This is a genomic window from Streptomyces sp. NPDC096176 (assembly GCF_044763255.1).
Classification (GTDB): Bacteria; Actinomycetota; Actinomycetes; order Streptomycetales; family Streptomycetaceae; genus Streptomyces.
On record NZ_JBIWFV010000003.1, the window covers coordinates 643427 to 669539 of the forward strand.

General features: G+C 69.2%; 33 protein-coding genes and 2 pseudogenes. 16 read left to right on the forward strand and 19 right to left on the reverse strand.

Annotated features, from left to right (window positions below; all coding sequences use genetic code 11):
• Window positions 1-64: 64 nt before the first annotated feature.
• The gene (locus ACIQ7Q_RS11660) at window positions 65-667 is read left to right on the forward strand and encodes a hypothetical protein (RefSeq protein ID WP_403859084.1); all 603 of its coding nucleotides are present in this window, start codon (window positions 65-67) and stop codon (window positions 665-667) included.
• Window positions 668-857: 190 nt separating this feature from the next.
• Here the strand turns inward: ACIQ7Q_RS11660 and ACIQ7Q_RS11665 are convergent, their stop codons facing one another.
• Window positions 858-1049, reverse strand: a complete 192-nt coding sequence (locus ACIQ7Q_RS11665; RefSeq protein WP_403859086.1) for a DUF6381 family protein — start codon at window positions 1047-1049, stop codon at window positions 858-860.
• 253 nt (window positions 1050-1302) lie between these two features.
• Here ACIQ7Q_RS11665 and ACIQ7Q_RS11670 point away from each other — a divergent pair, with 253 nt between their 5' ends.
• Window positions 1303-1932: a CAP domain-containing protein gene (locus ACIQ7Q_RS11670; RefSeq protein WP_403859088.1), complete on the forward strand. Its 630-nt coding sequence runs from the start codon at window positions 1303-1305 to the stop codon at window positions 1930-1932.
• Between the two features lie 27 nt (window positions 1933-1959).
• On the opposite strand, the gene ACIQ7Q_RS11675 is transcribed toward ACIQ7Q_RS11670, so the two are convergent.
• The 3 genes from ACIQ7Q_RS11675 to ACIQ7Q_RS11685 form a co-directional block, all read right to left on the reverse strand.
• Window positions 1960-2472 carry a DinB family protein gene (locus tag ACIQ7Q_RS11675; RefSeq protein ID WP_403859090.1) on the reverse strand — a complete coding sequence of 171 codons (513 nt, stop codon included), beginning with the start codon at window positions 2470-2472 and terminating at the stop codon, window positions 1960-1962.
• Between the two features lie 134 nt (window positions 2473-2606).
• Complete coding sequence (locus tag ACIQ7Q_RS11680; RefSeq protein ID WP_100105551.1) at window positions 2607-2810, reverse strand: cold-shock protein; 204 nt, start codon at window positions 2808-2810, stop codon at window positions 2607-2609.
• A gap of 422 nt (window positions 2811-3232) precedes the next feature.
• Window positions 3233-3610, reverse strand: coding sequence for a DUF4267 domain-containing protein (locus ACIQ7Q_RS11685; protein WP_403859092.1), 378 nt, complete (start codon window positions 3608-3610; stop codon window positions 3233-3235).
• Between the two features lie 111 nt (window positions 3611-3721).
• On the opposite strand from ACIQ7Q_RS11685, the gene ACIQ7Q_RS11690 reads away from it, so the two are divergent.
• Window positions 3722-4303 carry a TetR/AcrR family transcriptional regulator gene (locus ACIQ7Q_RS11690; protein WP_403859094.1) on the forward strand — a complete coding sequence of 194 codons (582 nt, stop codon included), beginning with the start codon at window positions 3722-3724 and terminating at the stop codon, window positions 4301-4303.
• Between the two features lie 322 nt (window positions 4304-4625).
• Here the strand turns inward: ACIQ7Q_RS11690 and ACIQ7Q_RS11695 are convergent, their stop codons facing one another.
• Both ACIQ7Q_RS11695 and ACIQ7Q_RS11700 read right to left on the reverse strand, forming a co-directional pair.
• Window positions 4626-5099: a helix-turn-helix transcriptional regulator gene (locus tag ACIQ7Q_RS11695; RefSeq protein WP_403859096.1), complete on the reverse strand. Its 474-nt coding sequence runs from the start codon at window positions 5097-5099 to the stop codon at window positions 4626-4628.
• A 365-nt stretch (window positions 5100-5464) separates the two neighbouring features.
• Entirely contained in the window at window positions 5465-5875 is a 411-nt protein-coding gene (locus tag ACIQ7Q_RS11700; RefSeq protein WP_403859098.1) for a VOC family protein, read from the reverse strand.
• A 320-nt stretch (window positions 5876-6195) separates the two neighbouring features.
• On the opposite strand from ACIQ7Q_RS11700, the gene ACIQ7Q_RS11705 reads away from it, so the two are divergent.
• Together ACIQ7Q_RS11705 and cpt are read left to right on the forward strand one after the other, a co-directional pair.
• On the forward strand, window positions 6196-7659 hold the full coding sequence (locus ACIQ7Q_RS11705; RefSeq protein ID WP_403859100.1) for a membrane-associated oxidoreductase: 1464 nt from the start codon (window positions 6196-6198) through the stop codon (window positions 7657-7659).
• A gap of 112 nt (window positions 7660-7771) precedes the next feature.
• Window positions 7772-8293 carry a chloramphenicol phosphotransferase CPT gene (gene cpt, locus ACIQ7Q_RS11710; protein WP_403859193.1) on the forward strand — a complete coding sequence of 174 codons (522 nt, stop codon included), beginning with the start codon at window positions 7772-7774 and terminating at the stop codon, window positions 8291-8293.
• Between the two features lie 165 nt (window positions 8294-8458).
• Here the strand turns inward: cpt and ACIQ7Q_RS11715 are convergent, their stop codons facing one another.
• A complete protein-coding gene (locus ACIQ7Q_RS11715) occupies window positions 8459-9289 on the reverse strand; it encodes an endonuclease I family protein (RefSeq protein ID WP_403859102.1) in 831 nt (276 codons plus the stop codon).
• 366 nt (window positions 9290-9655) lie between these two features.
• Window positions 9656-10252 carry a TetR family transcriptional regulator gene (locus tag ACIQ7Q_RS11720; RefSeq protein WP_403859104.1) on the reverse strand — a complete coding sequence of 199 codons (597 nt, stop codon included), beginning with the start codon at window positions 10250-10252 and terminating at the stop codon, window positions 9656-9658.
• Window positions 10253-10320: 68 nt separating this feature from the next.
• Here ACIQ7Q_RS11720 and ACIQ7Q_RS11725 point away from each other — a divergent pair, with 68 nt between their 5' ends.
• From ACIQ7Q_RS11725 to ACIQ7Q_RS11735, 3 genes are all read left to right on the forward strand, one after another.
• Window positions 10321-11898 (forward strand): FAD-binding oxidoreductase, encoded by a 1578-nt coding sequence (locus tag ACIQ7Q_RS11725; protein ID WP_403859106.1) that lies wholly within the window; start codon window positions 10321-10323, stop codon window positions 11896-11898.
• An 83-nt stretch (window positions 11899-11981) separates the two neighbouring features.
• The gene (locus ACIQ7Q_RS11730; RefSeq protein WP_403859108.1) at window positions 11982-12647 is read left to right on the forward strand and encodes a TMEM175 family protein; all 666 of its coding nucleotides are present in this window, start codon (window positions 11982-11984) and stop codon (window positions 12645-12647) included.
• Window positions 12648-13188: 541 nt separating this feature from the next.
• Window positions 13189-13863, forward strand: a complete 675-nt coding sequence (locus ACIQ7Q_RS11735) for a hypothetical protein (protein ID WP_403859110.1) — start codon at window positions 13189-13191, stop codon at window positions 13861-13863.
• On the opposite strand, the gene ACIQ7Q_RS11740 is transcribed toward ACIQ7Q_RS11735, so the two are convergent.
• The 3 genes from ACIQ7Q_RS11740 to ACIQ7Q_RS11750 all read right to left on the reverse strand — a co-directional run bounded on the left by ACIQ7Q_RS11740 (window position 13847) and on the right by ACIQ7Q_RS11750 (window position 15043).
• Window positions 13847-14146: a hypothetical protein gene (locus ACIQ7Q_RS11740; protein ID WP_403859112.1), complete on the reverse strand. Its 300-nt coding sequence runs from the start codon at window positions 14144-14146 to the stop codon at window positions 13847-13849. The two genes, ACIQ7Q_RS11735 and ACIQ7Q_RS11740, sit on opposite strands and share 17 nt — an antisense overlap.
• Before the next feature lie 292 nt (window positions 14147-14438).
• On the reverse strand, window positions 14439-14804 hold the full coding sequence (locus tag ACIQ7Q_RS11745; RefSeq protein WP_403859114.1) for an iron chaperone: 366 nt from the start codon (window positions 14802-14804) through the stop codon (window positions 14439-14441).
• Between the two features lie 98 nt (window positions 14805-14902).
• Window positions 14903-15043 carry a hypothetical protein gene (locus tag ACIQ7Q_RS11750; RefSeq protein WP_403859116.1) on the reverse strand — a complete coding sequence of 47 codons (141 nt, stop codon included), beginning with the start codon at window positions 15041-15043 and terminating at the stop codon, window positions 14903-14905.
• Window positions 15044-15138: 95 nt separating this feature from the next.
• Here ACIQ7Q_RS11750 and ACIQ7Q_RS11755 point away from each other — a divergent pair, with 95 nt between their 5' ends.
• The 3 genes from ACIQ7Q_RS11755 (at window position 15139) to ACIQ7Q_RS11765 (ending at window position 16678) form a co-directional block, all read left to right on the forward strand.
• Window positions 15139-15327: a hypothetical protein gene (locus ACIQ7Q_RS11755; RefSeq protein WP_403859118.1), complete on the forward strand. Its 189-nt coding sequence runs from the start codon at window positions 15139-15141 to the stop codon at window positions 15325-15327.
• 195 nt (window positions 15328-15522) lie between these two features.
• Complete coding sequence (locus ACIQ7Q_RS11760) at window positions 15523-16221, forward strand: ribonuclease H (protein ID WP_403859120.1); 699 nt, start codon at window positions 15523-15525, stop codon at window positions 16219-16221.
• 226 nt (window positions 16222-16447) lie between these two features.
• Window positions 16448-16678 carry a hypothetical protein gene (locus ACIQ7Q_RS11765; RefSeq protein WP_403859122.1) on the forward strand — a complete coding sequence of 77 codons (231 nt, stop codon included), beginning with the start codon at window positions 16448-16450 and terminating at the stop codon, window positions 16676-16678.
• Between the two features lie 172 nt (window positions 16679-16850).
• On the opposite strand, the gene map is transcribed toward ACIQ7Q_RS11765, so the two are convergent.
• Window positions 16851-17618: a type I methionyl aminopeptidase gene (gene map / locus ACIQ7Q_RS11770; protein ID WP_403859124.1), complete on the reverse strand. Its 768-nt coding sequence runs from the start codon at window positions 17616-17618 to the stop codon at window positions 16851-16853.
• A gap of 62 nt (window positions 17619-17680) precedes the next feature.
• Between map and ACIQ7Q_RS11775 the strand changes: the two genes are divergently transcribed.
• Both ACIQ7Q_RS11775 and ACIQ7Q_RS11780 read left to right on the forward strand, forming a co-directional pair.
• Window positions 17681-17956 (forward strand): helix-turn-helix domain-containing protein, encoded by a 276-nt coding sequence (locus tag ACIQ7Q_RS11775; protein WP_403859126.1) that lies wholly within the window; start codon window positions 17681-17683, stop codon window positions 17954-17956.
• A gap of 811 nt (window positions 17957-18767) precedes the next feature.
• Window positions 18768-19007, forward strand: coding sequence for a hypothetical protein (locus ACIQ7Q_RS11780; protein WP_403859128.1), 240 nt, complete (start codon window positions 18768-18770; stop codon window positions 19005-19007).
• 589 nt (window positions 19008-19596) lie between these two features.
• Here ACIQ7Q_RS11780 and ACIQ7Q_RS11785 read toward each other — a convergent pair.
• From ACIQ7Q_RS11785 to ACIQ7Q_RS11795, 3 genes are all read right to left on the reverse strand, one after another.
• Window positions 19597-20343, reverse strand: a complete 747-nt coding sequence (locus ACIQ7Q_RS11785) for a hypothetical protein (RefSeq protein ID WP_403859130.1) — start codon at window positions 20341-20343, stop codon at window positions 19597-19599.
• A gap of 100 nt (window positions 20344-20443) precedes the next feature.
• Entirely contained in the window at window positions 20444-20758 is a 315-nt protein-coding gene (locus ACIQ7Q_RS11790) for a transcriptional regulator (protein ID WP_403859132.1), read from the reverse strand.
• Entirely contained in the window at window positions 20755-21252 is a 498-nt protein-coding gene (locus ACIQ7Q_RS11795; RefSeq protein WP_403859134.1) for a hypothetical protein, read from the reverse strand. The genes ACIQ7Q_RS11790 and ACIQ7Q_RS11795 overlap by 4 nt, the downstream gene beginning before the upstream one ends.
• Before the next feature lie 613 nt (window positions 21253-21865).
• Here ACIQ7Q_RS11795 and ACIQ7Q_RS11800 point away from each other — a divergent pair.
• Window positions 21866-22188 (forward strand): annotated as a pseudogene (locus tag ACIQ7Q_RS11800) (GNAT family N-acetyltransferase); the annotation flags it as partial.
• A gap of 71 nt (window positions 22189-22259) precedes the next feature.
• Here ACIQ7Q_RS11800 and ACIQ7Q_RS11805 read toward each other — a convergent pair.
• Together ACIQ7Q_RS11805 and ACIQ7Q_RS11810 are read right to left on the reverse strand one after the other, a co-directional pair.
• Window positions 22260-23069 carry an alpha/beta fold hydrolase gene (locus ACIQ7Q_RS11805; RefSeq protein WP_403859136.1) on the reverse strand — a complete coding sequence of 270 codons (810 nt, stop codon included), beginning with the start codon at window positions 23067-23069 and terminating at the stop codon, window positions 22260-22262.
• A gap of 207 nt (window positions 23070-23276) precedes the next feature.
• On the reverse strand, window positions 23277-23678 hold the full coding sequence (locus ACIQ7Q_RS11810; RefSeq protein ID WP_403859138.1) for a GNAT family N-acetyltransferase: 402 nt from the start codon (window positions 23676-23678) through the stop codon (window positions 23277-23279).
• On the opposite strand from ACIQ7Q_RS11810, the gene ACIQ7Q_RS11815 reads away from it, so the two are divergent.
• Window positions 23602-23886, forward strand: a complete 285-nt coding sequence (locus ACIQ7Q_RS11815) for a hypothetical protein (RefSeq protein WP_403859195.1) — start codon at window positions 23602-23604, stop codon at window positions 23884-23886. The genes ACIQ7Q_RS11810 and ACIQ7Q_RS11815 overlap by 77 nt on opposite strands.
• Window positions 23887-24217: 331 nt before the next feature.
• Here ACIQ7Q_RS11815 and ACIQ7Q_RS11820 read toward each other — a convergent pair whose 3' ends face one another.
• Entirely contained in the window at window positions 24218-24550 is a 333-nt protein-coding gene (locus ACIQ7Q_RS11820) for a hypothetical protein (RefSeq protein WP_403859140.1), read from the reverse strand.
• A gap of 555 nt (window positions 24551-25105) precedes the next feature.
• On the opposite strand from ACIQ7Q_RS11820, the pseudogene ACIQ7Q_RS11825 reads away from it, so the two are divergent.
• Window positions 25106-25201, forward strand: a pseudogene (locus ACIQ7Q_RS11825) (HNH endonuclease); the annotation flags it as partial.
• 162 nt (window positions 25202-25363) lie between these two features.
• Here the strand turns inward: ACIQ7Q_RS11825 and ACIQ7Q_RS11830 are convergent.
• Window positions 25364-26113: IS701 family transposase (locus tag ACIQ7Q_RS11830; RefSeq protein WP_403859142.1), on the reverse strand; the 750-nt coding region annotated here is incomplete at its 5' end.

Below are 26113 nucleotides of genomic sequence, written 5' to 3' on the forward strand. Positions count from 1 at the left end.
TGCCGTGCGCGCCGCTCAATCTGGCGTTCGTTCAGCACGCCACCGAACTGGGGGAAGAACTTCCATGAAGCCCATCCGCTCCGCCGCCCTGGCCGCCGCAGCCGTGGCCGCGACCGTCACCTCGCTCACCATGTCCACCGCCGCGGCCGCCCCGGCCCCGGCTTTTCTGTCCGCGGCGCAGCTGCCGGCCTCCTCCACCCCGTGGCAGGCCGACCCGGTCCAGCAGGGGCTGCCCGACTTGGGGTCGGTGTGCACAGCGGGCGTCACACCGAAGGCTGCGACCAGGTACCGCGACTTCAGGACGGACCTCGACACGAACGCCCGCCAGACCACCACCGTCGCGTCCACCACCGCCAAGGCGAAGGCACTCGCCGCCAAGCTCCGCTCTTCCATCGAGACCTGCCTGGACCGCCTCAAGGCCGAGTACCCGGGACTCGAGGGCGAGGCCGTCTACCACGGGAAGGTCAATGTGGAGGAGGGCGCGCACGTCTACAGCATCGACACGTCCCTGCCCGACGTCGGCTCCAGCGACATCGCCCTCTACTCGGTCGGCTGTGACGGCCGGGCGGTGACCGTCGTCGAGTGGGGCCAGATGGGCGACCTCGACGGTGCACCCCTCGAGGGCTTCAAGAAGACGACCGGCATCGCCGTCGCGAAGCTCTACTGAACCCGGCCCCAAGGTGTCCTCGCGGGGCGGCCCCCGCACCACGGGGGTGGGGGCCGCCCCCGGAGACGACTGGGCCGACACGACACTGCCCGACCGGGACGGGTCCAACTCCCCCCGAGGGGAGCGGGACGCGACCGGCCGGGCGGTGCGGTCGGCCGGCGCCCTGGGGCAGCCGGCCGTCGAACGGGGCCTACTTCGACGGGTAGATGTCGCCGCCGCCCATGCTGCTCTCCTGCTCGCTCTGCGACTGCAGCCGCTTGGCCTTCTCCTCCAGGCGCTGACGCTCCTGGGGGTCGGTGGCGCGCTCCGCGGCCTGCTTCAGCTCCTGTGCCTTCTCACGCATCTGGCGGGCACGGCCGCCGGACTCACCTGCAACGCTCATGATCATCGCTCCTTGCGGTAGTTCGGGAGAGCGGGCCCGACCAGCGAACCAGCGCCGGGCCGCAACCGCATCCCGGAGCGTCACCCACGGTAACCGTCACAGTCGGTGGTGGTCTGCGATGTCGCCCGATGTGCCGAGCCACGGGCGTGGGAAGCCTGGTGTCCACGGCCACTGTGAAACCCTCTGCCTCGACCGCCCGCGCGCCGAGCATCTCCCGCCCGGGCCGTTCGCTGTCGCGGAAGGAGAACAGGTCATGCGAGTGGGCTGGAAAGGTCACCGGTTGTGGCCGTGGCGGGCTCTCCTGGCTCTGGCCGCAGGCATGATGTTGATCGCCGCCGTCATCGCGGGGGAGCTGCTTCTCGGCTCGACAGGCGGTACGGGAGGCACGGCCGGTACAGGAGCGGACCTGGGTTCCGACCCTGGTGCCGACGTCGGCCCGAGCCCTGCGGAGACCGCCGTCGCCCTGCCGCCGGCCACCGGACGTGCCGCCGCCACTCCGCAGGCGCGGATCGCCGCCCTGGTGAATGCGGAACGTGTCAAGGCAGGTTGCCCGCGGCTGGCCCTGGACGAGCAGTTGCAGACTGCGGCGCTGGCTCACGCCGACGACATGGCAGCCCGCGGCTACTACGAACACGTCGGCCCGGAAGGTAGCGACGCCGGGGATCGGATGAAGGCGGTCGGCTACGACTGGAACCGTTGGGCGGAGAACCTCCACCGAGGGCCTGACGACCCCACAGCTGTGGTGGCCGACTGGATGCGCAGCCCCGAGCACCGCGCCAACCTTCTGAACTGCCGTTTCACGGACATGGGCGTGGGAGTGAACTTCCGGCCCGACGGGCCTTGGTGGGTCCAGGCTCTTGCGGCCCCGAAGAGTGCTCGGTAGGGCGTTCCTCGGGACGCTCAGCAGAGATCAGTAGTAACCCTTTTCGCCGTCGAGCAGTTCCCGGATCGCGTCCATGTGACCTGCGTGCCGGGCGGTCTCCTCGACCATGTGGATCAGCATCCAGCGCAACGAAGCAGAGGCGGAACGGAAGTCGGGGTGCCGACCGGTCTGGTCCAGTGGATGTGCCGCGACGATCTCATTGGAGATCGCGCACTGTTTCACGTACTCGTCGAGCAGTTGTGCCAGCGGGATGCCCTCGACCCGCATGTCGGCGGCCTCAGGCTCCTCCACGAACTGCGGTCCATCGGCCGGCCGGCCCAGGAAGAGGACCTCGAACCAGGTGTTCTCCGTCCAGCGGAGATGAGAGACGACACCGGCCATCGTCATCAGAGGAGAGGACGGGAGGAGGGGGCGGTGGGCGTCCTCGTCGGAGAGGCCCTCGCACTTGTAGTGGACGATCGCACGCTGCATGTCGAGCCATCCGACAAGCTGCGTCCGCTCGTCGGCCGAAAAGGGAGGGCGAGTGCGAGAGGGCGTCATGGGCGCCGACCGTACCTGAGCGGACCCACGGGCACGGCACTTTTTTCGTGATGCCAAGACCCGTCGGTCGGTACTTCCACGCGGAACGCCGACGCCCGCCCCGACGGAGCGGGGCGGGCGTCGGCCTAAGCGGTTCAGGCGGGGGTGATGTTCTCCGCCTGCGGGCCCTTCTGGCCCTGGACGACGTCGAAGTTCACCTTCTGGCCTTCCTGGAGCTCACGGAAGCCAGAGCTTGCGATGTTCGAGTAGTGCGCGAAGACGTCCGGGCCTCCGCCGTCCTGCTCGATGAAGCCGAAGCCCTTTTCCGAGTTGAACCACTTGACGGTTCCGCTGGCCATTTGCCCTCCAAGGGGACTGATGAGCGGTTTCCGCACCGTGCGGAAACCGGAGGTGATCGCCTTGGTCCTCAGAGGCTTTGAACAGCAAAACGCCCGCGAACTCGCGCTCACGGGCGACCGGTACTTCGGAACCATGACAGCTGCCACTGACGCTACACGGCCCCCACCCTCTTCACCACTCGGAACACCCGGTTCAAGGCGAAGGAGTGAAACGGACCGTCCGGCAGCGCCAGGATGGGGAACGGTGCTGCGCTACTTCGCTGTCCCCCGGAACCGATCACCGCGCCCGCGAGGAGTAGAACGCCGCGTCGCGGCCCACGTCGTCCGGCGCAACGCCCGCGCCGGACCGAAGACCAACTTCGCCCACGAGTCACTCATCCGTCAGTGGACGCAATACCCGGCCCACGCGGCGTGACAAGCGGTTACGCAAGGAGCAGGAGCATGCTGACCGCCAGCATCACCACAGCGGTGGTCCCGTGAATGCCGTAAACGGCCGCCCTGGGCCCGTTGCTGCGCAGCACGATCAGCGCGTCGCCGACGGGTATACCGGTGGCGGCCAGCAAGAACCAGCCCAACAAGTGAGGTGTCGCTCCAGCCAGCAGGATGAAGATGAAGAGCCCCGAGGCCATGTCGCGCACGGCCTTGACGGACAGCCAGGCCTGGGAGGTCCGGTCCGCGGTCGGCGTGTCGGGGATGCCGAAGCCAACCGCGGCCTGCGGTGCCCAAAAGGCGCGCGCGCCCATGAAGATGATGCCTGCGCCGATCAGGCCGACGAGCACGTTGGCGATGTTGGTGAGCATGGATTGCCCCCTCCCGGTGGCAGCGCCCGCAGCGATTCCTAGCGGCGCTAGTAGTGATAGCGACGATAGTCCTAGCGTCGACAAGATGTCTAGCATTGCTAGGATGTCGTCATGTCCGCCATCAACGAGCGCCGTGAACGTGATCGCGCCCACCGTCATCAGCTGATCGTCACAGCCGCGCGCGAACTGGCGGAGGCCGAAGGCTGGGAGGCGGTGACGACGCGACGGCTCGCTGAACGCGTCGAGTACAGCCAGCCGGTGCTGTACAGCCACTTCAACGGCAAGGACGCCATCGTGAGCGCCGTCGCCATCGACGGCTTCAGCGAACTCGCCGCCCACCTGCGCCGCGCGCGACAGGCCGCCCCCGAGCCCAAGCAGGCCCTGCGCGCCGTCTGCCGCGCCTATCTGGATTTCGCCACCGATCGGCCTGCCCTGTACCAGGCCATGTTCGTCCTGCCCACCGGCATGAAGTTCGCGAGCGCCGAGACACCACCCCCGCTACGGGCCGCTTTCGACGAGTTCGTCAGCTGCTTCCGACCGGAAAACGAACGAAGCGAACTGTTCGCCGAAGTCACCTGGAGCGCATTGCACGGCATGGCTGTCCTGTCCGACAGCGGCCGCATCCCCCCGGACGGCCAGGAGGAACGGCTCGATTTCCTCGTCACTCAGATCGCCGGCTTGCCAGCGGGCTGACCACGCAGCAAAGGGGCAACTGAAAGGCCAAGGATCTGAGCCGAGCCGCTAGCAGTGGAAGTCACCTTCGGCAAGCCGGCGGCCGAGGTGGCCTACTGGACCGCGCGCACGCTCGCGGGAGGGGAGTGGCACCCCGCCTGCGAAGTGGCTGAGTTGCTCACGCCGCGAGCGGGGCGTCTGCCGCGAGACGCCCTCTTCAGCCTTCCGGTGGCCAGTGCTCGAAGGCGCTCACATCCCCGGGCTCGGTCTCGAGCGCCCCGCGGTCGGTTTTCAGCATGAGGAGGAAGAAACAGCCTGCCCGCGACGAGCAAGCCGACCACGCTCACGCCGGTTGTGGCTCGGCGACCGGCGCTTCCTGATTCCTGATCGGCCTTGTCCCCTGTTTCGCCACGCACGGCGGCATCCCCGCCGCAGCGCCCGCAGCGCCCATTGCGCTGCGTCGGTAGGCGCCGGGCGACATGCCGACCAGCTCCGTGAAGCGGGTGCTGAAGGTGCCCAGCGATGAGCAGCCGACCGCGAAGCAGACCTCGGTGACGCTCAGGTCGCCACGACGCAACAGCGCCATCGCTCGCTCGATGCGGCGCGTCATCAGGTACGCGTACGGCGACTCGCCGTATGCCTGCCGGAATTGGCGGCTGAGGTGCCCGGCGGACATGTGCACGCCGCGGGCGAGCGCCTCGACGTTCAGCGGCTGCGCATGCTCCCGGTCGATCCGGTCGCGGACGCGGCGCAGGCGCGCGAGGTCGCTCAGGCGCTGCGCCGCGGCGCGTGCACGCCCCCACGAGGGATGACACATGAGGGAACTCCCTTTCATCGATGTCCGCGAGCACCTGATTGCATACCGACATATGCGGCGAGGTGCTCGACGGTGATGACCGGCTTGCCGTGGTCGACGAGCGGGGCGAGCGGCCGGGCAACGGCGTCACGGCCGCGGGACGGAAGCCGGCGGTCGGCCTGGTGCGCATGCGGGCGGCCGCGCTTGGGGGCGGCGGGTGCGCGCCGCCTCGGCCTCGGCGGCCGACCTCGCGAACACCCCTGCGCTGCGCGCGGCTTTGAGGGGTGGTCGAGGACGGCGGCGGCCAAAGAGCGCAGGCCGCCGTATGCCTCGCAGCTGGTCACGACACCTGCCGACACAGTCGGATCGGTGACCGGCACCAGGGCTCAGCGACGTTCCTGGATGCGGACCAGGTTGCCCGCGGGATCGCGGAATGCGCAGTCGCGGATGCCGTACGGCTGCTCGGTCGGCTCCTGGACCACCTCGGCGTCCCCGGCCTGCACCTTCTCGAAGACGCCGTCGAGGTCCCGGGTGGCCAGCAGAATCCAGCCGTAGGTCCCCTTGGCCATCATCTCGGTGATGGTGCGGCGCTCGTCCTCGGTGACCCCGGGGTCGGCGGCCGGCGGCGCCAGGAGGATGGACGTGTCGGGCCGGCCGACGGGGCCGACCGTGATCCAGCGCATCTTGCCCTGCCCGACGTCGCTGCGGACCTCGAAGCCGAGGACGTCGCGATAGAAGGCCAGGGAAGCGTCCGGGTCGTCGTGCGGGAGGAAGCTTGTGTGAATGGTGATGTCCATGGCCTCAAGGCTAGGCGCGGCTCCACGACCCGCGCTTCTCGAATCCTGATCGATGTGGGCATGTGGCGCACCGACGAAGGGGGCGACGACCACCCAGGCCGGTTCGCCCGCGGACGCTCCCGGTCACCCCACGTGACGGACGCCGATGAACGGCGACACCTTCCTCTCCTTTGGTGCGCGGCACAGGGCTGCACGCGCCGGTGGACGGGAGGCACGGACGTGCGGCGTCACGTCAGGGGCCGCCCGGTCCGCCGATCGGCCGACAAGGCCGGCTCCGTAGGGCAGTTGACAGCTCGAACACCGCACGTCAGAGTCCCGGCGTGAGCGCGATCAACGATCTGACGCCGGCCGAGGCGTGTGTATGGCGGGCCTTTCCACGAGGCGAGCCCGTGGACTTCCGCGCCTCCGAGAACGAGGATCAGGCGCTCGGCGACCCTTGGGGCGCCGAGCGGACCATACGGGCGAGTGTGCTGCGGACGCTGCTGCTCAAGGCTCCGCAGGAGGAGGGGGAGATCGCCGCGCTCAAGATCACGGGTGCGCGGATCACGGGCGAACTGGACCTGAACTACGCCACGATCGACGCTGTCATCCGGCTGCGCCACTGCCAATTCGACGCCGCTCCACGCCTGTACGGGGCCCAGCTGCGCCAGCTCGATCTGAGCAAGTCCGTTCTACCGGGCCTGAGCTCGGGGACCTTGCGGGTCGAAGGGGCGCTGCGGATGACGGACTGCCGTATGCGGGGGCCGGTGCGGCTCGGCGGGGCGCAGGTCTCCGGGGCGCTGTTCATGGAGCGGGCGGAGTTCACGGCGCCGGACGACTCCGAGCCTGTGCTGATGCTCAACCAGGCGACGATCGGGGACGACTTGTGGGCCCCCGAGATGCGCGCGCACGGACAGGTACGACTCACCGGCGCCTCCGTCGCCGGGCGGATCAACATTCAAGACGCCGAGTTCAACAAGCCCGACGGCACTGCGCTGGACGCGCAGAATCTCCATGTAGGAGCACATGTACGGGCGCGGTGCGTCCGTACGCTGGGGCGGGTCGAGCTCCGAGGCTCGCGCATATCGGGCCGTCTCGACCTGCTCCACGCCCGCCTGTCGCATCCGGGTGACACGGCACTGCGGGCGAGCAGCTGTGTCATCGGTGAACTCTGGCTTCGTGGGGGCGATCGCCTCGAGGGCGCCCTGAACCTGCGGCGCTCTCACATAGAGATCCTGACCCTTGAACCGGAGATGCTGCCGGACCAGGTGTATCTCAGCAACCTCACCTACACCGCGCTCGCCCCGCACGAGCCCGCCGAGCGCCGCCTTCCGATGCTGGAGCGGGACGGCGACCGGTATGAGCCGTACGTCTATGAGCAGTTGACGGCCGCCTACCGTCATGTCGGTGACGACGACGCGGCACGGCTAGTCCAACTCGCCAAGCAGCGCCGCCGCCGCACCACGCTGACCTGGTACGGACGGCTGTGGGGGTATGTCCAGGACGCCGTCGTCGGCTACGGCTTCCGGCCCTTGCGCGCGGCCGTCTGGCTGCTGTCCCTCATGACCATCGGATCGATCGCGTACGGCCTGGAGCATCCGCGCCCCGTCCAGGGTGGGGCTCCTGACTTCAACCCGGTCTTCTACACCCTGGACCTGCTCCTGCCGATCGTCACCTTCGGCCAGGAGCCGGCGTTCGCCCCTGACGGCTGGCACCAGTGGCTGTCGTACGCCCTGATCATCACCGGCTGGATCCTTGCGACGACGATCGTGGCGGGTGTGACCCGTACGGTCAGCCGCCACTGACTCCTCCTGCCGAACACGCTTTACCAGGCCAACCAGGGATGGTGCTGGGCGCGGCGGATATTCGTTTCGTGCCGAATGGGCGGCGCCCTACGGTGGCGTGGTGACGACACAGATGATCATTCTCAACGGTGGTTCCAGCTCGGGGAAGTCCGGGATCGTTCGGTGCCTGCAGGCCGTGCTCCCCGAGCCTTGGCCGGCCTTCGGCTGCGACTCGTTCGTCGACGCGATGCCCGCGAGGATGCAGGCGTCGGCCGAAGGGCTCGAGATCGCGGCGGACGGCGCGGTGAACGTCGGGGCGGAATTCCGGGCGCTGGAGGCGAGCTGGATGGAAGGCGTCGCGGCGATGGTCCGCGCCGGCGCCAAGGTCATCATCGACGATGTCTTCCTCGGCGGAGCGGAGTCCCAGCAACGGTGGCAGAAGGTGCTGGGCGATCTGGATGTCCTGTGGGTCGGCGTCAGGTGTGAGAGTACGGTCGCCGCCGGCCGTGAGGTCGCGCGCGGAGATCGGGTTCAGGGAATGGCCGCGTTGCAAGCGGATGTGGTTCACGACGGGGTCGTCTATGACCTGGAGGTGGACACGACGCACAACGAGTCTCTGGCGTGCGCGCGAACCATCGCCTCCCGTGTCACCTGAGCAACGGCATGCTGCCGCCGGCCGCGGAAATGCCGAGAGTGCCTGGAGGGCCGTTGGTCTCCGGGCACTCCCGTCGTCATCGCCGCGGGACGGCGCCGAGTGAAACGCGCCGCATCCGGCTGCCTGCCGACGATGTGTTGTGCGTTTCGGTGGCACCCGGCAGGACTACTGCCATATGGAGTCGACCCATTCTGGGTGATCTATGAACGGGTTGCGGTTCTTCTGGATCCCGAATATGGCCTCGTTGCGTGCCTGTTCGAACGTCTCGGGCGGGTCCTGCTTGCTCCACTGCTTCAGTACCGACAGACGGCCGATGTGCGGGGCGGAGCCGTTGCCGACCTGGTCGTTGGGTTCGAGGTCGGCGAAGCCGTCTTCGCCGTCGTAGCGGACGGCCATGTAAAGGATCATGCGTGCCACGTCACCCTTGACCGCGTCGCGCGGTTCGAAGGAGTCGGCGTCGGTGAAGTTGCCCGGCGCCTCCCCGACCTCGTCGCCGCCGGCGTCGAAGTCCTTGTTGTCCCGGGTGCTGTTGACCGACACGTCCGTGGGGCGCAGGTGGTGGATGTCGGTGCCGGGGCCCGTGGCGGTGCCGAAGTCGCCGTGGGACTTGGCCCACACGTGCTCGCGGTTCCACTGGTCCGGGTCGCCGCCGTTGTCGGTCTTGGCCTGGGATCGGCCGGTGTAGAGAAGGATCACGTTCGCGGGGTTGTCGGGGTCCTCGTCCGTCGTCTTCAGCGCGTCCCAGACCTGGTCGTAGGAGAGTTTCGTCTGCTCGCTGATGATGGAGTGCAGGGCCGACTTCAGCTCAGGGCCGGTCTTGCCCAAGGCGTCCTTGTAATACGTGTCGTCCAATGACCCTGCCGCGACCGCGGACCGGCCTGGGTCGGGTGCTGACTGGGTGGCGACGGCGACCGACGGAACGGCGATGGCCGCGACGGCCGCCGCGACAGCTGCGGCGCGCCAGGGTCGCCGGGTGCGCAGGCGATGAGTGGACATGGTGTGGGGGGTGTCCTCTCCCAGGTCGGGCACCTCGGATCCAATGGCGGGACCACGGGGCCGGGGTGACTGAGTGTTCGAATCTGGGAGATTGCCATGCGGAGCGCATCACTGAGTGGACAGGCAGCGCCCATCTCGTGCTGACACCGTGAACGCCGCTCAAATCCCCTCAATCGCGGAGCCCAGACGGCGCGGAACGTTGCATCGCCGTGTTGCGATCAGGGTCTTCGCCGAGGCCTGGATGCCCGACGGCGTGCCGCTGCAGGTCCGGCGGATCGGGGCGTTCCATTCGCCCGTGTGCCGATGGTGGGAGGTGTTCGCCCGGCGGCGCCACCCAAACCGTGGGGCCGGCAGATCCTCTCCGCGTCAGTGGGGGCCCAGTGCGGACAGGAGGCGTGCACAGCGGGCCGTCATGTCTGCAGGGGACTGCTCGGGGTGGTCGATCCACCAACGCATGACGGCTGTAACGGCGTATTGCCAGATGTGGTTGAGGAACGCGTGGTCGAGCGGGTCGCGGTGTCCCGCGCGGGTGAGGAGCTGTGTGCTGCCCGAGGCGCCGATGCCGGCGAGCCTGCTTCGGTAGTGCATCGCGGCGTCGTGGATTTCGCCCGTGGGCGGAAGAGTCGGGTCGTAGAGCACGGACCAGGCGTGGCGGCACGGACCGACCGCGTCGAAGATCGCGGCGAGGGTGTCCAGGGCGTGGTCGGACGAGCCGCTGCGGGTCTGAGCGGCGTCGACGGCTCCGACCAGCAGGTCACCGACATGGCGCAGGCAGGCCAGGTACAGGCCGTCCTTGGAGCCGAAGTAGCCGTAGATCAGCGGCTTGGAGATGCCTGCGAGCCGGGCGATGTCGACGACGGACGCCCGGGCGTGGCCTCGTTTGCCCAACTCCTCGATCGCGATGCCGATGATCTGCTGTTCCCGATCGGCGCGGGCGACGCCCTTGGTTCCGGCCTTGGTCACGCACCCACTCTAGCACCCGGTGTGACCAGCAAGTAATTTACCCCATAGTCAATTCGAGGGGCGTGGCGATGACACGGTCGTGGTGGGGCTGGGGCAAGGTCGAGGAGGCGGTGGTCGGCGCGGAGCTGGAGGCTCTGCTGGCCAGGGTTCGGATGCTGGCGCCCGGCGACGTGACGGGACATGAACCACCGGACGTCTCCGCGCTCGGGCTGCCCACTCCCCGGGTGTCCGCCCCCGCCGCACTCGCGGCCCTCTGCTCCGCCGACCCGGCCGACCGGGCGGGGCACGCCCACGGCAAGGCATTCCGGGACGTGGTGCGCAATCTGCACGGGGACCTGCGCCATGTGCCCGATCTGGTGGCCCGGCCTCGACGGGAACGCGACCTGGTCGACCTGCTCGACTGGTGTGCCCGCGACGGGATCGCCGCGATCGCCTACGGTGGCGGCAGCTCGGTCGTCGGCGGAATCGAGCCCCGGTTCGACGACGACCGTGCCGCGGTCACCATCGACCTCCAGCGACTGGACCGGGTGCTGGAGATCGACCCCGTGAGCCGGGCAGCGCGCATCCAGGCGGGCGTGTTCGGCCCGGACCTGGAGGACCAACTCCGGCCGTCCGGCCTGACCCTGCGGCACTTCCCGCAGTCGTTCGAGTACTCCACCCTGGGCGGCTGGCTGGCCACCCGGGCGGGCGGCCACTACGCGACGCTGCGCACCCACATCGACGACATGGTCGAGTCGATGCGGGTGGTCACCCCGAGCGGGACCAGCGAATCACGGCGGCTGCCGGGCTCCGGGGCGGGCCCGTCACCCGACCGGCTCTTCCTCGGCAGCGAAGGCATACTGGGCGTCATCACCGAGGCGTGGATGCGCCTGCAGGAACGGCCCCGTTGGCGTGCAAAGGCCTCTGTGCGCTTCGCCGACCACACGGCGGCGGTGGCGGCCACCAGGGCGGTCGCGCAGAGCGAGCTGCACCCTGCGAACTGCCGGCTGCTCGATTCCGCCGAGGCGCTGATCAACGCAGGTGTTGCCGTCGAGGGCGGCGTGCTGATCCTGGGGTTCGAGTCGGCGGACCATCCGGTGCGCACGTCACTGGACCGGGCCGAGGAACTGTGCCGGGACCACGGCGGCGAGATCGCCGCCGGGTCTGCCGAGGAGAGCGCCGGCGACACGTGGCGTTCCTCCTTCCTGCGGATGCCCTATCAGCGCGACGCGCTCGCCCGGCACTCGGTGATCGCCGAGACCTTCGAGACGGCGTGCACATGGGACCGGTACGAAGACCTTCATCATGCCGTGACTCACGCGGCTCGGGACGCCATCCGCAAGGTCACCGGCCAAGACGGTGTGGCGACCTGCAGGTTCACCCACGTCTACCCGGATGGACCGGCACCGTATTTCGGGGTCTACGCGCCCGGCCGCTGGGGCAGCGTTGTCGCCCAGTGGGACGAGATCAAGGCAGCCGTTTCCGAGGCGATCGCCGACAACGGCGGCACGATCACCCATCACCATGCGGTCGGCCGCGACCACCGCCCGTGGTACGACGTCCAGCGCCCGGACCCGTTCGCCGCCGCGCTGACCGCCGCCAAGGCCGCACTTGACCCCACCGGAATCCTCAATCCCGGCGTGCTCGTGCCCGCACGGAGGCGTTGAGGCTCTGCGCGTCGAGGAAAGACATCCAGGCCGAATAGCCCAGATACGGCATTCACGGTCTTTTGTCCCTAAGGTGGGGCAGCGTGAAAGGTCACCAGGGAGTGAGGGACGACGAGGGGAACGCGGTCCGGCTCATCGCCCTTTCGGACGGCGTGTTCGCCATCGCGATGACACTGCTGGCGCTGGACATCGCCCTGCCCGTCGGCCTGGACTCCGCCCGTTTCGAAGAGGCGCTGGCGGACGTGATGCCGAGGGTGTGGGCGTACGCTCTCAGCTTCCTGGTCATCGCGGCGTTCTGGCGAGGCCACCACCAGATCTTCCAGTACGTGGAGAGGGTGGACGGAGCGGTCATCAGGCTGGGACTGCTGAGCCTGGGGCTGATCGCCCTGATGCCCTTCCCCACTACCCTGCTGGCCGAGTACGGGGACATGCCCCAGTCGGTGGCCGTCTACTCCGGGGCCGTCGCAGTCATGGGAGTCACCCAACTCGCCTTGATGATCGCGTTGTGGAAGCGCCCCTGGCTGGCCGGCGCGGAGCTGCCCGATCGCGTCGCCCGCAACGACGCGGCCGATCTCGTGGCGACGGCGCTGGTCTTCGCCATCGCCGTGCCACTCGCCTTCGTGTCTCCGACAGGCGCGAAGCTGTGGTGGGCAGTGCTGATCCCGATCAAGTGGGCGCTCGGCGAACGGGGCAAGCGCCTGCGCGCCGCCGCCGACGATTCGACCCCGGGGAGTGGGCAGCACGAATAGGGCCATGGGCCGCGTCGGTCACCGGTGCCGGAACGCCGCTTGGCCGTGAGCTCCGACATGACGCCATGACCGCCGTGGGCACCACGGGTTCGACACGCCGGTGCGGGTCCGGTCGAAGCAGCAGGAGCCATTGTCGAGTCATGCCGTTACTCCCGTGCCGGCCCGTGTCAGCGGGAGCTGCTCGGGGCGTGCACACGCGCCGCCCCAGCAGCTCACACTGACAGATGATCAATGGGCGGCGCTCGGACGTGTAAGCCTCGGAAACGACGGGTCGGGTCCGAGCCGCCGAGCGCCAATCGGGTGGGTAAAAGGACGGTCGGGCCGACGGCGTGTCCGTCCCGGAGGGCGCCCCCCGGCCGGGCGCGTCGTCCATGCGGGCCGCCGCGCCGAAGATGTAGTGGGTCGGGGGCGCGGCACCTCAAGTCCCTTTGGTCACAGGAGCGTTGAAGGGTAGCCTCGTGGCACCAGGCGGAGACTGTAGCCCGCCAGAACCAGGCGCACTGCGGTCACCGTCCCCCCACGTACGGTGAGAGGCACCACGATGACGATGAACCGCGCACTGCGGTACGGCGGGCGTGTACTGGCACTGACGGCAACCGCGCTCGGAACGGTCGCGGCGACGGCCCTGCCCGCCGCCGCCGAGGACCAGCCCACCGCGGAGCAGATCATGGCCGACTGCGGCTCCGGAGAAGGCAAGTGCACCTTCAACTCCCCGAAGGTCGGCGAGGCGTACCTCGGCAAGGCCCGTCAGGTCTCCGACTTGCTCTACAACTGCACCACGTCACCCGCCTCTCAGTCGATGTCATGGGCCGACACCGTCGGCTCCTCGCACTCGGTCGGCGGCTCGGTCACCGTCGGCGGAGGCATCGAAGGCATCATCACTGCCAGCGTGACCGCGACGTACAACTACACCTGGCAGAGCTCGCACACGGAGACCAGCAACTTCACCGTGACCGTACGGCCGGGAGAAGTGGGCTGGATCTCCCGGGCGCAGGTGATGCAGCGGATAACCGGCACCTGGCAGACCCACTACGAGGACCGGAAGTGGGACCACTACTACTGGTTCGTCCCCGACGTCGTCACCGGCCCCGCCATGAACGGCACCGACGGCAAGCACAGTGCGGTGATGGCCAAGTCCCGCAAGATGACGGCCGCCGAGAAGAAGCTCTGCTCCAGCGGCTCCACCAGAGGTGAGGTGTTCACACGCGACCACTGATCAAGGGCGATGTCGCGGAGCCGGCCGGGCGGGGACCCGGCCGGCCGGCTCCGCCGCCCCCGCCATGCCCTGCCGGTTCATCCGGTTGGTCGAACTCGGTGTCATGCATACCGGCATGAGCGATGGCGATGGCGAGTCTGGTCGGGTTTCCACCCTCGAGCTGTTCTTCGACCTCGTGTTCGTTTTCACCGTCAGCGAGTTGACGACCGTACACGTCGAAGACCCGCATTTCGGTGGCGACCACGGGGGTGGTGCCGCGCAGGTCGAAACGCAGCGACGACACTTCGGGCTGCCCCGTGCGCAGGCGGCCGGCGGGACCTCACCTCCGTTATGCGCCGTCGCCCCCATGGGAAGGCCGATCTGCGGCTCCGCACACGGGGTTGACTCGAGTGCATGGTCGGCGGATGCCGGTCACACGGTCCGGCGGGCAACGCCGAGGACACTTACCACTCCATCAGGGACGACGTGCGGTACTGCTGCACATGGGACTCGGCGACCAAAAACGCGGTGGCCTGACCAGGCTTTGGTGCTCTCCCGCGTTCCCGCGGGCGCACACTGCCATCGGCCCGAAGCCTTCAGCAGCCCTTGCCCGGCCCGCCCGCAGTGGCCCTCAGCAGGTCCCGCACCAAATCGAAGTCGATGCTCTCCGGCTTGCGGAACCGCAGACACCCCTTGCCCATGTCCTGGCCGACCAGCCGGTCCTCGAACGCCTCCCGGACATCGCTGCGCATCAGGTAGAGGGAGATGTACCGCTTCTGGCTCGCGAAGGCGATCTCGGCCGAACCGTCCCGCTCGTACGCGGGCATGCCGTAGGCCATCACCTCGTCGAAGCCCTTCAGCTCGGCCCGGCACATCTGCCGCAGCCTGACCAGGGCATCCCTGCGCTCCTCCGGCACCTCGGCCACGTAGCCCTCGACGTCTTCGGCATCGCTCTGCACCATGCGGCGAGCCTATGCCCGCGGAGTACGGGGGAGTAGGACCCTTCTTCTCCCCGGCACCAGCACGGAGCGGCCGATCCGGCCCGACCGACGACACACCCCTACCGCCTGCCCGCCGCAGCCTCGAAACGCACCCGGACCGTCAGGCCGCCGCCCTCCGGGTTCGCCGTCGCCGCCGTCGCCGCCGTCGCCGCCGTCGCCGCCGTCGCCGCCGCGCCGTGCGCGCGGGCGATGGAGTCCACGAGGGACAGCCCCAGGCTCGCGCCCTCGCCCGGGGCGTCCGTATCCGCGACGGCCGGGTCGTGGCGGACACGGCGATCGGAAAGGTGGCCGCCTGATGCCGTCTACACGCAGGCCGCTGAAGGCCGCGCGGCTGGGGCCGCGCGACACCGAGGAGGAGCCGGTCGACGCCAGGCTGCCGCCCCTCGTCGAGCTCCCGCTGCCACCGGTGGACGAGGACGATCCGCCAATCGTGCCGGAGCCGCCCGATCCGGAGGTTCCCCCAGAGGCCGAGCTGCCCCCGTGAGCCCTGCCGTGGTCCCGCCCGTGGTTCCGCCTCTGGGGGTGGAGACGTGCCGAGAGCGCTGGGGTGAACGCTGTCGTCACACGAGACAACCACCCCCGCCAGAAGGGCTGAACGCCCCGCCGCAACCCGCCACAGCGCGCCCCGTTCGCCCTCCCCGCGCCGAGGAGGGTTGCTAGGCATGGCAGCATCGGGGGCATGGTGGAACGGATCATCGCCGCGTGTGACGGGGCATCGAAGGGCAATCCCGGGCCGGCGGCCTGGGCGTGGGTCGTCGCGGGCGCGGACGGCGAAGTGGAGTCCTGGGAGGCGGGCCCGCTGGGCCGTGCGACGAACAATGTCGCCGAACTGACCGCGCTGCGACGGCTTCTCGAGACCGTCGAGGCGGCTGCACCGCTGGAGGTGCGGATGGACTCGCAATACGCGATGAAGGCGGTCACCACCTGGCTGCCGGGCTGGCGCCGCAAGGGCTGGAAGACGGCCGCGGGCACACCGGTGGCCAACCAGGACTTGGTGATGGCGATCGACGCGCTGCTGGCCGGCCGGGACGTGCAGTTCGTCTACACACCCGCCCACCAGGTGGACGGAGACCGGCTGAACGCGGCCGCCGACGGAGCGGCAAGCCACGCCGCGCGGACGCAGCAGCCGGCCGGGTCCGCCGCCGGCTCGGCTCTGCCGCCGCCCGACAGCCCGACCCCCTCGACGTCCAAGGCACGTTCCCGCCGCCCCGCATCGCAGCGGCGCTCGTCATCGGGATCCTCGAGCGGTTCGGTCACCGCGAAGTTCCCCGGCCGGTGCCGCTGCGGGCACCCGTACGCCAAGGGGGAGACGATCGCCAAGAACCCCGACGGCTGGGGACACCCCGCCTGCGCGTCGTCTGCCGCCTCCGCTTCTTAGCCGGCCGCTCGCCGCCCCGGCTGCGCTGCTCGCGGTCGGGGGCGCGCCCTCAGCTGCCCCGGTCGGCGGCCTGGGGCGGTGCAGCGCCGGAACCTGCTTCGTCATCGGCGTCGCCTCCCCGTCGACGGCGGCTACGTCGCCCGATAGCAACAGCGGCGCAGGTCCATGACCCAGGGCCGGGGGAAGACTCGCAGTGAGGGGCCGGACCTCGCACGGAACCAGACCGATGTTCATCGAACCGCCGAAGGCCCCCGAGCACGCATCCAGCATGTACCTGCGGCTCATCGCCGAGGTCCAGGTAACCGCCGAAGGCGTCATCATCAGCGTCACCGACCCGGAGCCCGACCGACTGCCGCGGAACAGTGGTACTGCGCTCGACAGCGCGGAAGGCGAGTCCGGCCGCGGCCTGGCCATGCTCGATTGCTCTGCAAGGACGTCACGATCGACGTCACCGTGATCGGCAAGCAGATCCGCTGCCTTGTGACTGCGTAACACCTTCCGCCGCGAGGGCTGGACCAAGCAGGTCGGGTGCAGCCGGCAGCCGGGCTCGGCGCCGGTAGGGGCCGTGATCGCGGTGCTTCCGGAGAGTGGCCGATGTGTCTGGCTGCCGGCTGTGAACGGATCCGAGGTCAAGGCAGGGTGAGGATGCGGGGGCCGTCCGCGGTGATGGCGATGGTGTGTTCGATGTGAGCGGCTCGGCTGCCGTCGATCGTGCGCAGGGTCCATCCGTCGGGGTCGGTGTAGTAGTCGTTGCGTCCTCCGGCCATGAGCATGGGTTCGATGGCGAGGGTGAGGCCGTGGCGCAGGGGAAAGCCACGGCCGGGTCGTCCGTGGTTGGGAACGTGGGGGTCTTCGTGCATCTGGCGGCCGATGCCGTGGCCGCCGAAGTCGGCCGGCATGCCGCAGTCCGCCTTGCGAGCGACCGTGCTGATGGCATGGGAGATGTCTCCGATCCGGTGGCCGACGGTGGCGGCGGCGATGCCGGCGTCCAGGGCCTGTTGGGTGGCGGCGATGAGTTCGATGTCGGTGGGGCGAGGGGTGCCGACGGTGAAGCTGATCGCGGCGTCGCCGGTCCAGCCGTTGAGTTCGGCTCCGCAGTCGATGCTGACCAGGTCGCCGTCGCGCAGGCGGTAGCCGTCGGGGATGCCGTGCGCGACGGCGTCGTTGACGGACGCGCAGATCACGGCAGGGAAGGGGATGGGGGCGAAGGAGGGCTGGTAGCCCAGGAACGGAGAGCGTGCTCCGGCCGTGGTGAGAACGGCGCGGGCGGCTTCGTCGAGCTCCCGCAGGCGAACTCCCACGGCTGCCGCTGCGCGGGCGGCCGCGAGTGCGTGGGCCACGACGCGTCCGGCTTCTCGCATCGTCTCCAGTGCCGTGTCGGTCTTGATCTCCACCATGTGTCGTGACTCCCTGCGATGCAATGTCGACCAATACTTATACCGGTATTAGTATCACGGGCATGGTGAGAGTTCCTTTGAGTCCGCAAGAGCGGCAACGCGGAGAGCGCTTCGGCATCCTGCTTCGCCAGGCCCGCGGTGACCGCAGCATGGTCGACGTGGCAGCCGCCGCCGGGGTGTCCGCTGAAACCCTCCGCAAGATCGAGACCGGCCGAGCCCCGACCCCTGCCTTCTTCACCGTGGCAGCCTTGGCCCACGCCCTGCACCTGTCACTCGATGACCTGGCCGCCGCCTGCGCGGAAGACGCCGAAGGCGGCGAGCACACCATGTCGGCGTGACCAGACACGCGGCGACTTCGGCCGTGTCCCATGGGGTGAGGCGGTCATCACGCCGGCCCGAGCCGCTGTCGCGAGGGCGGTCGGGGCTGCCTTGGGCTGCTTCGGGGGCGGGCCAAGCGGCGGGACATGACAGCCGCGCCGACCTCATCGTCGGCACGCCCGACGACGTCGTCGTCTTCGTCTCGGCGGCAGCCACCTGATCGACGGCCGTGGCGGCAACGACATCCTGTGCGGCGGAGCCGGGAAGGACCAGATCTCCGGCAGTGCGGGCAAACGACCGCAGCGAGGGCCAGCACGGAGCCGATGTCCTCACCGGAGGCGACGGCAACAACGACCTGTCTGGCAGACAGCCTCCACGTCCGCCCCCGGACCGGACCGGCGTTCCGCTGACTCCACGTGCCGGGGACGTGGCGGTCCCCATTGATGGAGGGCTGGGACCGCGCGGAGCTCGAGGCACCTGCTCGAGTCGATCAGCCGCGCATGGTGAACGGGGCGGAGACCGGACCCGGGGCCGCGCACAGGGCCGCGTGGTCCAGGCTGCACATCAGGTCGTACACGGCGCCGGCCCTGTTCCGCAGACTTCGGCCAAATGGTGTCCCGTTGCCATTTGCCCTGGCCGGCGGCATGGACCGCTGATCAGGGGCGACGCCCGCGCTTTCGCGGGTGAGCTGTACGCCTTGACCGCGACAAGCCCGGACGGGTGGCTCGTCAGGGGGCTGCCTCACCCTCGGCGGTGGCCCCCGTTCACCGGCCCTCCGTTCGTCCGGGCAGGTCTACGCTGTGGGGGAGGGGGCGCTGGAAGGAGGGCGTGATGCCGGGTTCAACGACGTTGAAGGCCGGGCACGGTGTCGATCCGATCGAGCACACCGATGCCGTGCGACTGGCATCCGTACTGCGCGAGCTGAACGGGCTGCTCACGGTGGACGAGCCGAACAGACTCACCGATGCGCAGGTGAGCGCCCTGCGCGCGGGACATGGACACGACCGGCAGGAGTTCGGCGTGTGGCTCGCACGCGTGGCGCAGGATCTGACCCGGAAGGTGTCGGAGTAAACAGGGCCTCGGCCTGGACCACTTTGAGGTCAGCCGCACCTGGCGCGGCTGGCACCAGCACGGGCATGAGCCCCGAGAACTGCCCGCCGACCCACGCCGCGGCAAGGAGTTCCCGCTCCTGGCGGATGTCCGCGATGCGCCGACCACGTCCACGGTCGTGGGCTTCGTCGCAGACCGGCCGCGACTCTTCCGCCGGCCACAGCATCGGCCGCCCACGGAACTCGCTGCTGCGTCCGCGGCGCCCGGCCGCGGGGTGCAGCCGGGTGCTCGTGCCCTCCGGAGGCGGCGGGCGGCTGCTCGATCTCGACCTCGCTGCCCGGCTCGTTGCGGCTCGGAGGAGGAACCGTCGAAGACGACCACCAGCAATCCGCACGGAACCACGCGTACGCCGCCGCCGATGATGTGGCCGCCACAGCCGACCCTGCCCAACGGGCCAGTGTCAACGCCATGCCGGCGCTCACCCACGCACTGCTGGCAACCGATGAGGACGTAAGAGGCATCAGCCGGCCCCTGCTGGAACTGCAGGATGCCGTCCGCTTCAGCCGGTGACCGCCCTGGACCTCTGGAGTCGATCCTGGGGCTGGGAAGGTCAGTCCGTAGGTGTGCTGCCATCGTCGGGAACAATCAGGGTCCACGTTGAGCAGCCAGGCGGCAGGTTCACCTCAGGCCAGTGGCTGAACTTCGGAGCTAGAAGCGGCATACGCTCGTCGGCGGCCAGTTGTCGCTCGGTCCACCCCTCGGGCCACTGCCGAATGCTGCCCCAGTTCCGGTTGAACTCAGCGAGTGCACGGGCAGCCTCGAAGGAGACACCGCCACCCATGATCGCCCCGTCGAAGAAGGTCATGCCGGCGAACGTGGCGCCGTCGAAGACCGCCGGCTTGTCCCCGAAATCGGTGCGCAAGAAGACGACGCGCGACCCGAACCAGGCGCCCAAGAAGTGCGCGCTGCCCTGCTCGAAACGAGCACCGTGAAAGTGGCCGTGCTGGATGAACTCGGCGTGTGCAAAGTTGGCTCCGCCGACAAATCGGGTTCCTGTGAACGTGGCTGTTTCAACGCGGCGACCGGTGAACTCGAAGTCCAGAAGTACCGCCCCTGCACAGCTCAGCCCGCACCAGGCGCGCCCGGCTGTTACATACGGCGCCGAGGCGGCCCGAGTCGCGGCAGCACCGTGCCGGCCGCAAGCCCTACATACCCGGGCGGATTGCCAGCCTGAGGAACTGGCTGAACTGAGCCCCAGGCGCTCCGCCAAGAGAATCACCGGCGCTCGTGCCCATCGTCGACTGTCTGAGCTGCGTAAACGCGTACTGGAGCGCAGGGCACAGATGGTGACGGTCACTCATGTTGACCGAGTCCGGCTGCGATAGCGGAGAGGCCGTCCCCGCAGGGTGCGGCGACGGCTCTACGAATGACGAGGGTGGTCGTGCTCCGTCCTGGTGTCAGTGGGCCACGGGCCCGACGATGGCGCGCAGGGCGGCGAGATGCGCCTGGTACGCCTCGCGCCCATACGGGGTCAGGCGTAGCCAGACGCGTTGGCGGGTGTCGCGCACGGCCTTGCGCTGCTCGACGAAGCCCGCCTCCATCAGCACCGCAACGTGCTTGCTGAGCACGGAGGCGGAGAGGGCGAGCTGCCGCTGAACCAAGGCGAACTCGGCTTCGCCGGCGGTGTCCAGCAGTGCGCAGATACGCAGTCGGATGGGTGCGTGGATGGTGGCGTCGAAGCCGTCCATGGGGTCGGGGGCAGAGCTGTTCACGAGGCTTTCCGGTGCAGGCGCACGAAGGCGAGGTGGAAGCCGATCGACACCGCGGCACCGACGGCGGAGGCGGCGAGCAGCCACAGCGGCTCCCGGCTGGCGCGGAAGGCAAAAGTCGAGCCCAGCAGCAGCGAGGGCAGCCCGATCATGAGCGGCAGGGTGGCGCGCTTGGGCAGCACGTCCAGGCGCAGCGCCACACCGGTCTTCTCGCGCCACCGCGCGGCCGCGGCGACGAACAGCCCCAGGTACACCGCGGTCATCACCGCCATGACGGCGCTCCAGGCAGCGTGGGGAAGCAGCCACTGAGGAGTGGCCAGCATGCCTCCCCAGACAGGTGGCACGGCAGCGATGTATAGCGTCAGCACGGCCGTGAACCAAAGAGGCCACGGTGTGGCGGACGCGGCAGCGGCGGACGCCGTGACCTGGTTGATGTCGGCCAGCGCAGCGCGGGCCTGCTGAGGGGTCGGACGGATGGTATCCCCGTGAGTTTCCATGACGGAAAGAGTAGGGGTATGTTTCCATCACGGCAAGACGAATCTTTCCGTTACGGAAAGAGACCTCGTTGCCGTAGCGGTTCTTGAACCGTACCGAGGTCCGCTGGACGTTCTTGTCCAGCGCGAAGGTGTAGCCGCCCTTGGCTGCGTCCTTGCCCTGTCCTGTGGCGCCTGCGGCGCGGCTGGTCTCCGCACCGAAGGAAGGCAGAGCCGTGAAGGACGCGGCGGCGACGGCGCCACCGGCGATCAGTCCGAGCGCTTTGCGACGTTCCATGGAGTGGACCTCATATTCGATCGGTGGAGGGAAGGGAGCGACGGTCGGTGGGGTCGTGACCGAGGCGCGGTTCCAGGAGACCGCTTCTGCGCCAGGCGTGGCAGGTTGGGTTTGTGGGGGGTACAACTCGACCCCCCAACTCCCCGGGGTGGTCCGCCGCAACCCAGGCGACGGCAAGGGCTCCGTCCCGCGACCGAAGCGGTGGGTGGTCGAGCAGATCAACGGCACCTTCATGCTGCAGCGGCGCCTCGTCCGTTCCTCATCTCCGTGTGGGAGTGTGAGCTGGTCGCGAGTTCTAGCCTTATTGGCGGGGCTTCTGTGCCTCGCGTCCTGTATGACGGCAACCCGCTCGGGCCCGACACGGTGTGGTGGGACGAACTGACCGAGCCGGTGCCCGACGACATGCGGCGCGAGGACGGGCACCGCACCTTCGGGCTCATGGAACTCGCCGTGCGCGGACCGTGGCGGGGACAGGTTGTGGCGCGGCGTCTGCACTTGACGCTGCTCGACGCTGTCGGAGCCGAGCGGGTGCTGTTGAACGTCGGCGAGCAAGGCGGCGTCGGCCGCGTACCGGGCGTGGGGATACCGCAAGATCGGCGAGGCGCGGCCACGGGCGCGAGGGCGCGGACCTCCATGACGTGATGCTGCTCGATCTGCGCTGAGACAACGCTTGCACGAGCGATCCGGCGTTCCTGCCACGTGGACGAGGAGACGATCCGAGGGACACGGCCGCCTATGGCCGGGGCCGGCTCAGGAAGTCGGCGATGCGGTCCCCCCAGGTGCGGATGTCGGCGCGTGTTTCCGACACGTGCAGTTCGGCGTGCGGCAGCACATGGGCCAGCGTCTGCGCGGTCGACAGGGGGTGCCCCGGGTCACCGACCCAGCCCAGCACCAAGCTTGGCCGGCGCAGCGCGGCGACCTCCGGGAGTGAGGGCAGGTCGGACGTCGCCAGGCCACGCAGAACGGCGGGCAGCAGCCCTTCGGCGGGTGTCGGCGGCAGTTCGGGAACGTCGGCCACGACGGCCGGACGAGGCTGTTGCGCCTTGGCGGTGAGCCATGCGTCCGGTCCCTCCCGTTCGACGGCCTCGGCGGATTCCCGAGCGGCCCGCGCATGAGCCTCCCGCGTCGTCCAGGCCGTCGGCGGGATGAGCAGGACCAGCCGGGAGAACCGGTCGGGCGCACGCACTGCGGCGTGCAGCACGCTGCCGCAGCCCATCGACGCACCCATGGCGGCGACAGGCTGCGAGGCGCCCAGGTGATCGAGCAGGGCCAGCAGGTCACCGGCAAGCGACTGGTACGTGTAGTCGCTGTCCACAGGGTGGCCGGTCGACCGACCGTGCCCCCGGGCGTCATAACGGACCAGGCGTCGGCCCGCCTCAAGGACCGGCGTCCATGAGAACAGGCCCATCCGGTCCTCTGCGGCCTGACTCACGAAACCGCCGTGCGCGTAGACGGCCACAGGACCCTCGCCGGCATCGTCGTAGACCAGCTCGGCCCCGCGGTGCCGGAAGCTGCCCTCCCTCATGGCCGCTCGGTTTCGCATGACACCAGCCTGACCATCGGCGCCGTCGCCCGCCACCGAGTCGCGGAGCAGCTTCCGCGACGTCCGCGCCTTCCGTGCCCGTGCGCACCGAGTCGGCCGACCCCGCCGACGGTTCAGTCCACACCCGTGGGCCGCACCGAAGCTCGTAGGAGCAATCCGACGCCCCAGATCTGCGGCGCGGTTGATCCGTCCTTCTCCGGCTGACGCTCAGGGCCTGTCGGCGGAGGACTGCGTCAACGGCAACTCCCACCTGATCTCGCCTTTGTGCCGGTGACCGGTCGGAGCGAGGCCGACGGCGGCGGCAACGGCAGCGGATGGCCGATGATCCGGATGAATGTGAGCACGGACCACCTGTACGTCTTTCTCCTGGAGCCAGGCGATCAGTCCTCGTGCCGCCTCAGTGGCGATCCCGCGTCTTTGCCACGGAGTCCCCACCACCCAGGCAACCTCGGCCGCACGCCCGCGCTCGGTACGGGTGATGGTTGCCTGCACCGTCCCGGTCAGGCGTCCCTCCTCACAGAGCCGGACGGGCTTGAAAGAACAGGGACTCACGCTGGCCGACGCCACCCAGCACGAGGTCGACGCCTGGCTCGCAGGCAGCCCGAGCACCCGCTACGAGGTCCGCGACTTCGTCGTCTGGGCCGCCCGCCGCGGCCACAGCGGCCCCCTCCTCGTCCCGCACCGGCCCAAGGCCGACCCCGTCGGAATCGACGACGACTCCCACTGGGAACTCCTCCAGCAGTGCCTGACCGAGCGCCCCCATGCTCGGCCTCCACGTCGTTACCGCCCAGCAGTGGCGCCGACGCGCCGCCACTGACTGGAGTGCCTACCTCCCGCCGCCGACACGCAACACCGTCTGGCGATCGGCCCGTGTAACGCCCCCCTCACCAGCCCAGTCGACAAGATCGTCGTACGCGAGACCCTCGTAGAACAACACAGCCCCCTCTCCAGGAGCACACGCTATCGAGGGACCGAGGACCATGCTTGACCCAGGTCACCGGGCAGCACCCGGAAAGAGGGTCGTGCATGAGGAAGCGCTGTAGCGCAGCGAGCCGATGGTCCGGCCGCCAGCGGCCGTGCCCGGGCTGATACGAGAGAGACGTCGAGCGAGGTGCCCCCGGTTGATCGGGAACGGCCGCTGGCGGGCCCTATTGGAGGCTGTCGTACACAGAGTCCAGCCACGGCTCGAGGAGTCCTGCCCACGGGTCGTGGTCGCCGTGGATGACGTCCTGGGCAACCACACCGGCGAAAAGGTTCGGGTCCGGCTGCGGCTTGGGATAGCGGGAGGTGTCCTGGCCCCAGGCGGTGAGTCGGTCGATGGCGTACCAGTGGTAGGGAGTGTCGCGGGCGGCGAGTTCGTGGACCGCGTCGGTCAGGGCGGGGATGTGATGCGCCAGCACCGGGTCGGACAGCAGTGGCAGGAGCGCAAAGAGGGCGGCGTCGCGGACCGGCTGTTCACTGTCGCCGAGGAACGGGTGCACCGCGTCGTAGAGGGCTGGCCGGGTCGCAGGAACGCGTCGATGTCTTCTTGCCTGCCGGGCGGCCACTCGGGCGGATAGTCCGTGTCCTGGGCGGTGCCCGCGAGCCAGCCGAGCAGAAGCACCCGCAGCAAGGACAACTGCTCACCGTGCTGGTCGACCTCCCACGGACTCTGGCTTGTGACCATCGCCAGCGTCCGCGGATCGCCCAGGATCGCTGCGACGAACAACGCAGCTGGCGCCGTGGCGCTGTAGAAGGTTTCCTGGTGCGTCACCGCGCCGTACAGGTCCCGCACCGCCGTGCCTGGACTCGCGGATCGTCATCAAGCAGCTGCCGAAGGATCACCGGCGTCATCGGCGCCACATTTGGGCAGCAGTGCTCCACGGCATTCCAGTCCGTCCGCAGCAATAGCGCCCGCACGTCCAGGTGACCCGCGCTCCCACCCTCGTTCCTCATCCGGCGAGTTTGACAGGTACGTCGAACACGCCAGCTCTGAGGCTGCGATCCGAGAAACCAGCCCGGGGAACAGCGCACGTTTGGAATGACGCTCCCCGCCAGCTGGCGCTTCCGCCTGGAGTGTGGGCAAGCGCGAGGCGTACGCCAACAACCAGGGTGCGGCCGCCTCGTTGGTCGCGGTCACGGCCCGTACTAGTACTGCAACGGTCTTTGGTCTGACTGGTTGGCAGTTTCGGGTGGTGTGTGGCCGTGTCGTTTGTAGTGGCTGACGCGGGCCTGGTGTTGGCGTTGGCGGCGCCAGTGTGACCAGTGCAGGACGTGGTCGATGGGTGCTGGGCGGCGGCGTGTGAGGTGGTGGATCAGACGCCTGAGTTCGGGGAGGCTGAGGGGGACAAGGTCGGAGGATCCGTTTCTGCTTTCTCTGTATCGAGTTCGCGGGCCCGCAGGACGGTGAGGCAGGCGTGGGCGGCCATGGCGAGGGTGATGTGGCGGTGCCAGCCGTTGTAACGGCGGACCTGGTAGTCGTCCAGGCCGCACTCCTGCTTCGCGGTCTGGAAGCATTCCTCGACCGCCCACCGGCTGCCCGCGACACGGATGAGTTCGTCGAGTGTGGTCTCGGCGGGGCAGTAGGCGATGTAGTAGGAGATCTGATCGGGCCTGCTGACGCTTCGGCGGGCGATCACCCAGTGCCGGCGGTCCTCGCGATGCCAGGGCCGGACCTCCACCCTGGCCCAGTCGTAGACCCTCGGGCCGTGGGCGCCGTCGCCACAGGAACGACGCTTCCACTTCTGCCGGGGCAGCCCGGGAAACAGGTCGTGAACGGGATGGTCCATGGCCCACCGCGAGACGACGGTGTCATGCCGGGTGGTCGCCATGACATGGAAGACATCCGCCCGCTCCAACTCCGTGCGCCAGCCTTTGGAAAAGCCGTAGGCGGCATCCGCCGTCACCCACCGGAACGGAATCCTCCCGGCGATCGCCCGGCGGACCATGGCCTTGGCCATCACCACCTTCGTCTCAAAGCCCACCGTGTCCGCGATGCCGGCGGCCCGGCACCGTTCCCGGTCATCCGTCCATGACGTGGGCAGATACAGACGCCGGTCGATCAG